The organism is Flavobacterium pasteuri, assembly GCF_048286615.1.
GTDB lineage: Bacteria > Bacteroidota > Bacteroidia > Flavobacteriales > Flavobacteriaceae > Flavobacterium.
This window is the reverse complement of the sequence record NZ_JBLVPN010000007.1, coordinates 104,099-116,617: the sequence shown is the minus strand read 5'-3', so window position 1 is coordinate 116,617 and position 12,519 is coordinate 104,099. Positions and strand designations below refer to the sequence as shown.

Genomic DNA, 12,519 nt, shown 5'->3' with positions numbered 1-12,519 from the left:
GATTATTTGTTGTTATAGAATGATGGGAATTGCAATTGAACAGCACTTTGGTTGTATATATTCAAAGTTTCGGCATATTGCTTTTTGATGTCGATTGCTTGGTTCAGAAAACTGATGTATGTCCAGTAACTCATATCACCATTGGCATAACTTTTTTGTGCCGTTGTAATAATTTGTTCCGCATATTGCAATCCTTCTTTTTGATAATAGGATAATCCTTTTTGTTGCTTTTCAAATTCGTTTTGCAATTCTTGTATTTGTAGTTTCAGCGATAGCGTATTTTTCTCTAATTCCAGCTCAGATTGCGTAACACTTATCGCCGCTGCTTTAGCACGAGCTGTATTAACACCGCCAAACAGCGGAATTTGTAGCCCAGCAGTAAATCCTTGAAACAAAGATTTTGTGTCAATGGTTTGTGCAAAATAACCTAATCCCAGTTTTGGTGTTCGCATTGCCTTGAACGTATTGGCTTCTTTTTGATATACCGAAATTTGTTGTTGATAATAATCGGTTACTAAACTTTCTACTTTCGATTTATTCACATTAGTTAGAGTTGTAAACTGTACTGGTGTATTACTATCCGGCACAATGTTCTCTTCGGTTTGAACAAAAAATTGTAATTGCTTTTGATAAATAGCCAAATCATATTCTAATTGTGCTTTTTGGGTTTCAATTTCTTTAACCTTTACTTTGGCACTAATTACTTCGATGTTGCCACTTTCGCCAGTACTGAAACGAAGTTCTGCATTTTTTAAGAATTTGATATAAATGTCATTCAATTCGTTATTCAGTTTTTGAATGGAAACACCGTATAAATATTGATAATACGATAAGGTTACCGCTTTTTCGATTTCATATTCAGATAATGCTTTTCGTTTTTCGGCAAGTTTTACCAACTCTTCTTGAAGCTGTCGATTGGCTTTAGTAATTTTTCCTATCGGAAAATATTGCTGTACCGAAACATTGTGGTCATAATCTACACTATTAAATTGTCCGCCTTGGTACTGTACTTGCAATGGATCCACTTGAAAAGCCGTCTTTTTGAGGACGGTTTGTTTTTCAATTTCTTTATCGGCAATTTTCAAATTGATGTTATTTGATTTAGCCATTTCTATAGCTTTTTCTAACGTAATTGTTTGACTATTTTGAGCAAAAGAGAAACTACTTATCAATAAAATAATTACTGTTACAATGGGTTTTGACATATTTTTTCTTCTTTTAATTCCTTTTTCAGATAATAAATATAAAATCGGTAAAACGATAAGCGTTAGCAATGTTGCCGAAAATAATCCGCCAATAACTACGGTTGCTAATGGTTTTTGTACTTCGGCACCGCCGCTGGTTGATAATGCCATAGGTAAAAATCCCAGTGAGGCAACCGCAGCAGTCATTAAAACCGGTCGAAGTCTAACTTTAGTCCCTATCAAAACTCGTTGCAAAGGGTCTGTAATTCCTTCCGTTTTGAGTTGGTTGAAATAAGAAATCAATACAATTCCGTTTAAAACTGCAATTCCAAACAAAGCAATAAAACCAATTCCTGCCGAAATACTAAAAGGCATTCCTCGTAACGATAAGGCAAAAACACCTCCTATGGCAGATAGCGGAATGGCTGTAAAAATTAGGCCTGCCTGTTTAACGCTTTTGAATGTAAAAAACAATAACACCAATATTAAACCCAATGCAATTGGCAATGCTACTGATAATCGTTTATTTGCTTCGACTAAATTTTCAAATTGTCCACCATAAGTAATATAATATCCAGAAGGAAGCTTGAAATCTTTATCCAGTTTTTGCTGAATTTCTTCTACTACACTTTTGATATCTCTCCCTCGAACATTTAAACCCACCGTAATTCGGCGCTTACCATCTTCACGGCTTACTTGAACCGGACCTTGCTCATAATTCACAGAAGCGACTTGTGAAAGAGGTACTTGGTTACCATTTGGTAAAGGAATAAATAAATTGCTCACATCAGTTATATCGCTTCGATTGGCTGCATCCATACGAACCACTATATCAAATCGCTTGCTTTCCTCGTAAATTTTACCGGCACTTTCTCCGGCAAAAGAGGAACGGATAATTTGGTTTATATCCGTTATATTCAAGCCATACAAAGCGATTTTATTGTAATCATATTTTACGGTTATTTGAGGTAAACCCGTTACTTTGTCCGCTTTTAAGTCTCCAATACCTTCAATATTATTGACTTTTGTAATCAATTCTTTTGCCTTAGTATCTAAAATTTCTAAATCGTCTCCAAAAATTTTGATGGCAATGTCACTTCGGCTTCCCGTCATTAATTCATTAAAACGCATTTGAATGGGTTGTGAAACTTCAATATTTGCACCAGGAATGGCCTCCATTTCCTCTTTCATTGCATTCGCCAAATCTTCCCAATTTTCATAATCACCAGTCCATTCACTTTTGTCTTTAAGCACAATAATCAAATCGGCACTTTCTATCGGCATCGGGTCAGTCGGGATTTCACCACTACCAATTTTTGAAACTATGGTTTTTATTTCCGGAAATTTTGCTTTTAAGATTTTTTCATACTCGGTAGTGGTTTTAACCATTTGCGAAAGCGAACTACCTGTCATAATTGTAGCATTAATAGCTAAATCACCTTCTTCGATTGTCGGTATAAATTCGCCTCCCATATTTTGGAAAACAATAACTGCAAAGACAAACATTCCTAGAGCAATTGCTAAAACTGCTTTCTTGAAACGCAAGGCGCTATCTAAAAATGGTGCATATATTTTTTCAAACCACGCCATCATTTTGTCACTAAAATTGGGTTTGTGTTCGGTGTTTTTTGATAAAAACATTGCACTCATCATAGGTACGTAAGTAAGTGAAAGTACAAATGCTCCAATAACTGCAAAACCTACGGTCATGGCCATGGGTCTAAACATTTTTCCTTCCGTTCCTACTAATGCCAGTATAGGAAGATAAACGATTAAAATTATGATTTCACCAAAAGCAGCACTGTTCCGGATTTTGGATGCCGATTGATATACTTCGCTATCCATTTCCGTTTGTGTTAAAGCCTTTTGCCTTTTTAGTTTTTGTAAATGGTGCATTGTGGCTTCGACTATAATTACCGCACCATCGACTATAATTCCAAAATCGATCGCTCCTAAACTCATTAAGTTTCCGCTTACGCCAAAAGCATTCATTAAAATTACTGCAAAAAGCATGGACAACGGAATTACGGAAGCGACAATTAATCCGGCCCGAAGATTTCCAAGAAATAATATCAGTACAAATATTACTATTAATGCACCTTCCAATAAGTTTTTGGTAACAGTTCCTATAGCACTATCTACTAATTTTCCTCTGTCTATAAAAGCTTCGGCAACCACTCCCTCTGGAAGGGTTTTGTTGATTTGCTCCATTTTTTCTTTCACTCTATCAACAACCGCACTAGAGTTTTCTCCTTTAAGCATTAGTACTAACCCGGAAACAATTTCGCCTTTTCCATCTTTGGTTGAAGCGCCATAGCGCAATGATATTCCTTCATTTACTGAAGCCACATCCCGAACCAAAACTGGTGATCCGTTTCTGTTTTTGACCACTATATTTTCTAAATCTTTGATTCCAGATGCCATACCAACACCACGAATGAAATAAGCATATTGGTCTTTCTCGATATAGGCACCACCAGTGTTTTGATTATTTTTTTCTAAAGCTTCAAAAATTTCAGTTATTGTTACTCCTAAACTATTTAAGGTATTAGGATTAACTGCAATTTCATATTGTTTTAGTTTTCCGCCCCAAGTGCTGACTTCGGCAACACCTTCTATACCTTGTAGTTGCGGAATAATAATCCAGTCCTGAATGGTTCGTAATTTGACTGCATCGTATTTATCTTCATAGCCCTTTTTGGCATATACATCATATTGGTATATTTCTCCTAGACCGGTAGATATTGGCGCTAATTCTGGTGAACCTGCATATTTTGGTATGTTTTCTTCGGCTTGTTTTATGCGTTGAAATATTTGTTCTCTCGCCCAATAAATATCTACATCGTCTTTAAATACAACAGTAACCACCGATAATCCAAATCGAGAAATACTTCGTAACTCTATGACTTTTGGAATGGTTTTTACAGCTTGTTCAAGCGGATATGTAATTAATTGCTCTACTTCCTGACTGGCCAATGTAGGAGCAGTAGTAATGATTTGAACCTGATTATTAGTTACATCAGGTAATGCATCAAGCGGCAAATTTTTAATGGAATAACTTCCCCATGCTATAAGTACGAGGGTAAATAAAAGTATAATGAACTTGTTCTTTATACTAAACTGTATGATTTTGTCTAACATTGAAAATATTATAATGAATTAGAAATTAGCAAATAGAATATTTGCCATTATTTGTGATAAGATCACAACTTTCTAACCCGAATCCCAATAGCTATCGGGACGGGTATCATTATGCTATTTGAGGGGGTTGCCAAATACTTCCGAAGAAATTGGATGCAAAAATAGATTTATAGAATGGCTCTTTGGTTTTAATAACCGTAAAAATTAAAGGAAAATCGAATTTAATTGGAAAATGACTTAATATTTGCACTCCACAACAATTGCAAGCGCAGAAAGGAGAACACAAATCTTTTTCTTTATTGTGGGAATGGTTTTCTTTATAGGAGGAAAGTTCCTTTGATATATGTACCAAACTATTTACTTCCAAATCAGCACAAGGCAAAAATGAAAGTGCTGTTAGATAAATTGATAGTATGATGTTCATCCATTTCACTTAGGCAAAAGTAGCAATAAAATTTTTATGATTTAAGGATTAATTAATTTTATTGTCATATTTTTATTTAATACGAAATATTTATTTAGTTCTGCCTAAAAATACTTTTTTGCAAATAAAAAACATTTCTTTAATTTATAAAATTACTGCATTACTATTATTAATGGATTTTACATCATGTGAACCCACTTTTACAGATATTCCAGCTGATGATGAAGTTTTAGACGGACCCATTGATGGTCTTTCCCATGAAGAGTCAGCTCGTTTCTTAAAAGGTGACGTTGCATTTAGTGAAGTTTTTACTCGCGAAACAGGCCTTGGATCAACATTTGTTGCAGCAAGTTGTACTAGTTGTCATGCAGGTGATGGTAAAGGACACCCCTCAACCACACTTACTCGGTTTGGACGAATTGATGAAACCGGAAATTTATTTCTAAATCAAGGAGGTCCACAATTACAAAATAGATCATTACCCGGATATTTACCCGAACAAATTCCATTTGGAGCTACTTTTTCTAAATTTACTCCGCCCGCTAATACAGGTCTTGGATTTTTGAATTTTGTAACTGACGATATTATCATCGCAATGTCTGACCCAAACGACAGCAATGGTGATGGGATTTCTGGTGTTCCAAACTGGATAGTAGCTCCATCCTTTATTACACCGAATACTGATGCAATTTCACAAAACGGAAAATACATAGGCCGTTTTGGCAAAAAAGCCGCGGCTTTTAATTTATTTCATCAAACAGCTAGAGTTTCGTTACGTGCGTAGCATGAACAATGAAACTCTAGCTGTTAACAACAGTTATTATTTTTCAACAACTAAGTAGATTAAGAAAAATTCCGAAATTTTATATTTCTCATACCATTTTTCAACATCAATATTCCCTTTTGATACTTCACAATATCCTAAATTACCTTTATCGGGATTGTCATTTGGCGGAGTTATTAAAGCAATTTGTGTTTCTTTTCCAAGTTCAAAATCAATTTTATCAGATTCATTTCCGCTTACATCTCTGAGTAGAAATGAGCCATCTTTGAATTTCTTATTAATTTCAAAAATTTGTTTATTAAAAAAATTTGGAAAGTAAAATCCAATCTTTTCGTTTTGTAAAATATGCTGGCTTACAATTGAAAAATTGAAGTTTTTTCCAATTTTTGGTAGCTCTTCATTTTTAGTATCTATTACATTTTTTTCAATTTCTATTCTACCGTTTTTGTATTTACGAATAATTATTTTAAAGTTTTTATCTTTCAATTTTTCAGAATTTGAAAAAACAATATTTAGTTTTTCAATACCTTGAAAGTTCTGTATTATAAATTCTTTTGAACCAAATTCAGGATTGTCAAATTTGGATATCATTTGTATTTTTTCTTCCTGACCATAAGTTGATAAAGAAATAAGAGTTAAAGTCAATAATAATAGTTTCTTCATTGTATCGTTTTTTTATAATTACTGCTAACGTCAGTCTGTGAAAAAACCTCTGTTGTATTATGATCAAATATAACAAAATACTTGTATAAAAAGAAGATTTTTCGTATTTTTAAGAATGCAACACATCATAGGTATTTCCCTTCACCAAATGCGTTTTTCAAGTTTAGAAGAGACTATAAGTCCAGATAATCAGGTGCGATTTATAGATTCCTTTGTAGAGCTTAGTGATGTTTCTAAGGTTGATTTTGCTGTAAAAACGCTCAAGATCGAAGGTCGCCCGAGTTTCAATAGTAAAGTGTTTCTAAACATCTATTTATACGGTTGTCTAAACGGGTCATAAGTGTTCGAGATCTAGAAAAGGAATGTTTCAGGAACATTGCAATGCAATGGCTTTTAGAAGATATTCGTCCCAATTACCAAAGCATTACCGATTTCAGAAAATATACCCCAATCGTATCAAAGAACACTCTCAAACTATTTGTATCGTTCTTGAAAGATGCTGATTTGATAGGTTGCGAAACCATAGCTATCTATGGTTTTTTGGAGTTAGCCAAAATACAATTTCCTGTTAAAACTAATTTTATGGGTAAGGGAACTTGAGTTCAAAAGTGATGGAAATCACGAAAAAAACAAGCTAAAAACACTGTAAAAAAAAAGAGGCTCACTTGCCTCTTGATATTCTCTCTCAAAACTTTACGATAACTCCACAAGTGTTGACGGTATGTAATCGGTTCCGTTCAAAACGGGTTTCATTGGCCATTCTGCACCCGGAATGAAGTATAGCTGTTAAAATACCCACTCCTTTGTTTTCGGGCCGTTAGCAACATTTTTTGTCTTGCTGAATTGGTGGACAAGCAACACTTCCATAACTACAATAAACACAACAATCTCCTTGTTTTGGTTTAAGAACCTGTTTGCATTTTTCACAGTCGTAAAAAAATTGGCAAGCATCTGTCGGCATTGTTTCTTCTTTCTTGTGTCCGCAGTTTGGGCAAGTGATTGTTGATTGTAATTTGATTTCCATTTTAATTTTCTTTTTTGTCGGTTACAGAATATCCTGTTGAGTTTATTGTTTTTTCAATTTCAGAAATGTTAGTTTTTGAGTTGTCAAATTCTACGATTGCGTTTCCATTTTCGTAAGAAGAGTTTGAACTTATTATTCCTGTCAATTTATTTACTTCGTGATTTACGTGTTCGCCACAACTTGCACAAGTCATTCCGCTAATCGTAAATTCTACTTTTTGAATAGTAGATTTATCCACCACTTTGTTTTGCTTTTCTGTCTTTGGGTAGAAAATACTTGAATAGTATGGAAAGGCAAGCATAACGATTGCAAATGCTGTTACAATTCCTAAAAACATTTTTGACTGAATGAATTTTGGTTTTTCTTCTCTCTCGCAGTTGCAGTAAATTTGCTTTTTTGGTTTCAACTTTTGATACCAAGCAAAACCCAGCACTAAAATTGTCAAACCGATAAAATACGGTCGTAAAGGTTCGAGCCAAGAAAAAGTTGAAGCAAGTCCGCTTGTTCCTGCGATTAAAGCCAAGACGGGTGTAATACAACACAATGACGCTGCAATTGCTGACAAAAATCCTGCACCGATTAGTTTGTTGTCTGTTTTCATATTGTTTCTAAAATTTTGTTTTCGTCAAGTATTTTGAAAAATGGTTTCAGCATTTTTTCATACTCTTTTGTCAATGAGTAAAAAATGGTTTGAGCTTCTCGTTCTGATTCAATGAGTTTTCTGTCTTTGAGTTTACGCAAGTGTTGCGAAACTGCTGAAATTGTCATACCGAGAATGTCGCTTATATCACAAACACAAAGTCGTTTTTCTTCATAAAGCAGAAATAGAATTTTCAGTCTTACGTTGTTTCCCGCCAATTCAAGTCCGTTCGATAAATAGTCAAACGACCCGTTGAGTTCAGATACTCGGTCTTTACAGCGATTTATTTGTTTGATATCTGCTTGTTGTCGTTTGCAAGAATTATTATCCATAATGTAAATATAGTTAATTTGTTTATTTAAGCAATTACTTAAATACAAAACTTCAAAAAAAACCATTTGTTTGTTGGGGGTGTCAGTTACTCCCAAATTGACAAGTATTCGTTATAAAATAAAAAAAGATGCTTTAGCATCTTTTGGGAGTGGTATTAAATTAAGATCAAATTTTATTTTTTGTCAATTTCTTCAAAACTTGAAAAAAAATTGAACTAATTATTTATAACGGCTTTTCAGGCCAAAAATCTTTTGGTGAACAATCTAGAGCTTTTGCAATTAAATTTAAATTAACTACATTGTACTTAGCTTTTTTCGATGGAGCTTCTATTTGAGAAATAAATGTAATGTTTTTACCGATTGATAATGATAGTTCTTCTTGTGTAACTTTTTTAGTTTCTCTAATTTCTCTAACTTTAGAGATAACATAACGTTCTATTTCATCTAATGATTCATGCATAAGTCAAATTGAAACAAAAAATGATTAATATGTTATGTACTATAGTACATATTTAAAATATATTTATATATTTGTAATTGAATTACATTGAAAAATGTATTTTTGCGATTCTTCATATAAAATATTTGAAGCATTCGCTTAGAATCTCGTATCAGAAAATTGGCGTTTTATAACCACGAGATGATAAGTAAGATGCTCACGTCCCATGGCGTGGGCTCACTTATTTGTGGTTAAGGTATGCCAATGCCTCTGATGCAATAAGCTGAGTTCCATGCCATTTTTTATGCGCAAAAGTTACTCCCTTTTATTCTTAGCAAATCTTCTTTTGTACAGTATCGTAAATCAATTAATAGAATTAGTTTGTTTGGAAACGCACTGCCTGAGTTGGGCTGCAACTGGCAACGGCAGTGTACTTTCCTAAAAACAACATAAATTCAAAAGCCTTTGCACCCAAAAAAAGAGTGCTCTCAAGATCTGTGGTAACAGCAATAGCGCAAATCGAAATAATAAATTGAAAGACAGCAAACAACAACGAAAAGATGAAATACTATAAAACTATAAAAGTTACTTTAATTCTGGCTTTAATTACACTGATAATTTGTTGGCTTTCTGGTTCCAATGCTTTTATATAAACAGCAATAACTAAGAAAACTAACTATTTATTTTCAGATCACACGGCTTGCTTAGATGTGACAACACCTAATAAAATACAGATAACGCCTATGACTTAATAAAAAATAAAATCTATGCCTTAGCACTTTCGAGGCTAATCAGAAAAAAAAGGCCCTCTAACTCTTCTTGGCGGACGAATAGAGGACCAAAGCAAACTAAACCGAAGTCTAACTAAACCAATTCAAAAGTATGAAAAAAAAATCATTTTTGAAGTTTTGGACAACAACACAACTGTCCAAACTGTACTGCATCCTTTTCCTGTGCTTCATAACAGGATTAAATGCTCAAACACGATCTATCAAAGGCAAAATTACCGATGATACCGGCACAGTTCCCGGCGTAACCATCAAGGTTAACAATAAGCCAACAACAACATTTTCTGATGAAAATGGAAACTACACCATACTAGCCGCTGAGAATGATGTTTTGGTTTTTTCCTATCTAGGCTATAAAACGATTCAAATTGTAGTTGCAGATCAAGCAACTATCAATGTAAAATTGACTGAAGATGCAACGACTTTAAAAGAAATCGTAATCAATGCCGGATATTATTCTATAAAAGAAAAAGAGCAAACCGGTAGTATTGCAAGAATGACTGCAAAAGACATCGACAAGCAACCTGTCACAAATGTATTAGCCGCAATGCAAGGAAGAATGGCAGGTGTCAATATCATTCAAGATGGGGGAACTCCCGGCGGTGGTTTCCAAATTAAAATTAGAGGTCGCAACAGCATTCGTCTTGATGGAAATGAACCATTATACATTATTGATGGAGTTCCCTATTCAAACGAGTCTATAGGAAGTACGAACACTTCAACGGCATTACCAAGCCAAGCCAGTCCGCTCAACAGTATTAATCCCAATGACATTGAAAGCATCGAAGTATTAAAAGATGCTGATGCGACTGCAATTTACGGCTCAAGGGGAGCAAATGGTGTGGTCTTAATTACCCGAAAAAAAGGAAAATCAGGTAAAACAAACATTTCAGTAACTGCCTCAACAGCCGTTGGTACAGCGACTAAATTTGTAGATCTGATGAATACGCAGCAGTATTTGTCGATGCGTAAACAAGCATTTATCAATGATGGAATTCTAATATCGGATACCGATTATGATGTAAATGGAGCTTGGGATCAAACTCGATATACCAATTGGCAAAAGGAATTATTAGGCGGTTCATCAACAATCAATGACTTTAGAACCAGTATCTCTGGTGGTAGTGAAACAACGCAATTCTTGATTAGTGGGAATTACAGAACCGAGGGAACAGTCCTTCCGGGAGATTTCAGGTACATTAAAGGAGGTATTCTTAGCTCAATAAACCATACTTCTTTAGATAAGAAATTCAAAATCTCTTTTTCGGGAAATTACACGGCACAAGATAATCTACAAGCAGCGACAGATTTGACGTTAACAGCGCGTTATTTGGCACCAAACGCTCCCGCACTTTACGATTCAAATGGAAATCTGAATTGGGAAAATGATACCTTCGAAAATCCTTTGGCACCTCTAAAAAGTACCTACCGTGCGAACACCAATGACTTAGTAGCCAACAGCGTGTTGTCTTATGAACTACTTCCAGGTTTAGAAATAAAATCAAACTTTGGTTTTACCGATTTAAAAACCAAGGAAGTTCGAACGATACCATCCACCATTTACAATCCCGTTTACGAAGTTGGGAGTGACAATTCATCAATGTACTTCAACCTTACCAGCAGACAATCATGGATTATAGAGCCACAACTAAGAGGTTTCAAAAATTTTGGAAACCACAAATTTGATGTACTACTGGGGATGACAAGCCAACAGCAACGTACAGAACGCCTATTCCAATCAGGTATTGGTTTTGCAAACAACAATCTGATTAACAACTTAGCTTCTGCAATTACAAAAAACACAACCAATAGCGATACCTTTTTATACCGTTATCAAGCTTTTTTTGGTCGCATCAATTACAGTTACAACGAAAAATACTTTTTAAACTTTACAGGTCGTCGGGATGGATCCAGCCGATTTGGACCAGGCAAACAATATGCTAATTTTGGTGCTATTGGTGCTGCATGGATTTTTAGCAAAGAAAAATTCAATCCAGAAAATAGTAAAATGAGTTTTGGAAAACTCCGTTTTAGTTATGGAACTACGGGCAATGATCAAATTGGAGATTATCAGTTTTATGATACCTACGGTACAACTGGTGCTAATTATCAGAGCATAATTGGGTTACAACCTACACGACTTTATAATGCCGATTTTGGATGGGAAACCAATCGTAAACTAGAATTAGCTTTAGAAACTGGTTTTTTTAAAGACAGAATTTTTAGCACGCTAGCGTTGTATAGGAATCGTTCGTCGGATCAATTGGTGGGTATTCCTATGCCAGCTACAACAGGTTTCTTGTCATTGAATGCGAATCTTGATGCTACCGTTGAAAATTCAGGTTTTGAATTTTCCGTTAGAACCCTAAATATTGATTCAAACTCTTTTAAATGGTCAACAAACTTCAATGTGGCCGTTGCAAAAAATAAACTACTTTCTTTCCCGAATCTTTCAGGTTCCACTTTTGCAAATCGGTATGTGATTGGACAATCCATTGATATTGTAAAATTATACCAAAGCAAAGGTGTTAATCCACAAACAGGATTATACGATTTTGTAGATTTAAATGGGGATGGAAGCATAACAGCAGGCGACAAGCAAATTATCAAGGACTTATCTCCTAAATATTTTGGAGGCATCCAAAACCAATTGGACTATAAAAATTGGCAATTGGATTTTTTATTGCAGTTCGTAAAAAGAGATAATTACGATTACATTTCAAATGTTCCGGGAGGTGGTCCAGTAAACCAAAGCAACACTAGTGGTGATGCTTGGCAGCAAATTGGGGATCAAAGCAGTTCGCAACTGCACACTACGGGACTAAATGGTGCAGCGGTAAGCACCTATTATAGGTACATAGAAAGTGATGCCGTAATTACAGACGGCTCTTTTATCAGACTAAAAAATATATCACTTTCCTATGATATTCCGTTACAAGCGACCACTAATGTAAAATGCAAACTTTTTATTCAAGGTCAAAACCTGCTGACATTTACATCTTACAAAGCAGGTGATCCCGAGTTTAAGTTCTCAGGATTCCTCCCTCCGCTAAAAGTGATCAGTGGCGGAATGACATTAAACTTTTAATCCTCAAAAAAT

The 12,519-nt window shown here is 34.8% G+C and carries 11 protein-coding genes; 4 read left to right on the top strand and 7 right to left on the bottom strand.

Annotated elements, in window-relative coordinates:
- Positions 1-2: 2 nt before the first annotated feature.
- Together ACNQF6_RS11730 and ACNQF6_RS11725 are read right to left on the bottom strand one after the other, a co-directional pair.
- The gene (locus ACNQF6_RS11730; RefSeq protein ID WP_417966076.1) at positions 3-4,325 is read right to left on the bottom strand and encodes a CusA/CzcA family heavy metal efflux RND transporter; all 4,323 of its coding nucleotides are present in this window, start codon (positions 4,323-4,325) and stop codon (positions 3-5) included.
- 109 nt (positions 4,326-4,434) lie between these two features.
- Complete coding sequence (locus tag ACNQF6_RS11725; RefSeq protein ID WP_417966074.1) at positions 4,435-4,749, bottom strand: DUF6660 family protein; 315 nt, start codon at positions 4,747-4,749, stop codon at positions 4,435-4,437.
- Between the two features lie 118 nt (positions 4,750-4,867).
- On the opposite strand from ACNQF6_RS11725, the gene ACNQF6_RS11720 reads away from it, so the two are divergent.
- Positions 4,868-5,533 (top strand): di-heme oxidoredictase family protein, encoded by a 666-nt coding sequence (locus tag ACNQF6_RS11720; RefSeq protein ID WP_417966071.1) that lies wholly within the window; start codon positions 4,868-4,870, stop codon positions 5,531-5,533.
- 36 nt (positions 5,534-5,569) lie between these two features.
- Here ACNQF6_RS11720 and ACNQF6_RS11715 read toward each other — a convergent pair whose 3' ends face one another.
- A complete protein-coding gene (locus ACNQF6_RS11715; RefSeq protein WP_417966069.1) occupies positions 5,570-6,019 on the bottom strand; it encodes a hypothetical protein in 450 nt (149 codons plus the stop codon).
- A 292-nt stretch (positions 6,020-6,311) separates the two neighbouring features.
- Here ACNQF6_RS11715 and ACNQF6_RS11710 point away from each other — a divergent pair, with 292 nt between their 5' ends.
- Positions 6,312-6,536, top strand: coding sequence for a hypothetical protein (locus ACNQF6_RS11710; protein WP_417966067.1), 225 nt, complete (start codon positions 6,312-6,314; stop codon positions 6,534-6,536).
- Positions 6,537-6,577: 41 nt separating this feature from the next.
- Positions 6,578-6,796, top strand: a complete 219-nt coding sequence (locus ACNQF6_RS11700; protein WP_417966217.1) for a hypothetical protein — start codon at positions 6,578-6,580, stop codon at positions 6,794-6,796.
- 217 nt (positions 6,797-7,013) lie between these two features.
- Here the strand turns inward: ACNQF6_RS11700 and ACNQF6_RS11695 are convergent, their stop codons facing one another.
- The 4 genes from ACNQF6_RS11695 to ACNQF6_RS11680 form a co-directional block, all read right to left on the bottom strand.
- Positions 7,014-7,220, bottom strand: coding sequence for a GDCCVxC domain-containing (seleno)protein (locus ACNQF6_RS11695; protein ID WP_417966065.1), 207 nt, complete (start codon positions 7,218-7,220; stop codon positions 7,014-7,016).
- A 1-nt stretch (position 7,221) separates the two neighbouring features.
- Positions 7,222-7,821: a mercuric transport protein MerTP gene (gene merTP / locus ACNQF6_RS11690; protein ID WP_417966063.1), complete on the bottom strand. Its 600-nt coding sequence runs from the start codon at positions 7,819-7,821 to the stop codon at positions 7,222-7,224.
- Positions 7,818-8,192 (bottom strand): ArsR/SmtB family transcription factor, encoded by a 375-nt coding sequence (locus ACNQF6_RS11685; protein WP_417966061.1) that lies wholly within the window; start codon positions 8,190-8,192, stop codon positions 7,818-7,820. Before ACNQF6_RS11685 ends, merTP begins: the two co-directional genes overlap by 4 nt.
- A gap of 223 nt (positions 8,193-8,415) precedes the next feature.
- Positions 8,416-8,652 (bottom strand): helix-turn-helix domain-containing protein, encoded by a 237-nt coding sequence (locus ACNQF6_RS11680; protein ID WP_417966059.1) that lies wholly within the window; start codon positions 8,650-8,652, stop codon positions 8,416-8,418.
- Positions 8,653-9,513: 861 nt separating this feature from the next.
- On the opposite strand from ACNQF6_RS11680, the gene ACNQF6_RS11675 reads away from it, so the two are divergent.
- Complete coding sequence (locus tag ACNQF6_RS11675; RefSeq protein WP_417966057.1) at positions 9,514-12,507, top strand: SusC/RagA family TonB-linked outer membrane protein; 2,994 nt, start codon at positions 9,514-9,516, stop codon at positions 12,505-12,507.
- Positions 12,508-12,519: the final 12 nt, after the last annotated feature.

What these genes read in the sequence shown, in the direction of transcription:
- ACNQF6_RS11675 (WP_417966057.1), top strand. Translation starts at nt 9,514, where the DNA reads ATGAAAAAAAAATCATTTTTGAAGTTTTGGACAACAACACAACTGTCC.
- ACNQF6_RS11695 (WP_417966065.1), bottom strand. Translation starts at nt 7,220, where the DNA reads ATGGAAATCAAATTACAATCAACAATCACTTGCCCAAACTGCGGACAC.
- merTP (WP_417966063.1), bottom strand. Translation starts at nt 7,821, where the DNA reads ATGAAAACAGACAACAAACTAATCGGTGCAGGATTTTTGTCAGCAATT.
- ACNQF6_RS11730 (WP_417966076.1), bottom strand. Translation starts at nt 4,325, where the DNA reads ATGTTAGACAAAATCATACAGTTTAGTATAAAGAACAAGTTCATTATA.
- ACNQF6_RS11700 (WP_417966217.1), top strand. Translation starts at nt 6,578, where the DNA reads ATGCAATGGCTTTTAGAAGATATTCGTCCCAATTACCAAAGCATTACC.
- ACNQF6_RS11685 (WP_417966061.1), bottom strand. Translation starts at nt 8,192, where the DNA reads ATGGATAATAATTCTTGCAAACGACAACAAGCAGATATCAAACAAATA.
- ACNQF6_RS11710 (WP_417966067.1), top strand. Translation starts at nt 6,312, where the DNA reads ATGCAACACATCATAGGTATTTCCCTTCACCAAATGCGTTTTTCAAGT.
- ACNQF6_RS11725 (WP_417966074.1), bottom strand. Translation starts at nt 4,749, where the DNA reads ATGAACATCATACTATCAATTTATCTAACAGCACTTTCATTTTTGCCT.
- ACNQF6_RS11680 (WP_417966059.1), bottom strand. Translation starts at nt 8,652, where the DNA reads ATGCATGAATCATTAGATGAAATAGAACGTTATGTTATCTCTAAAGTT.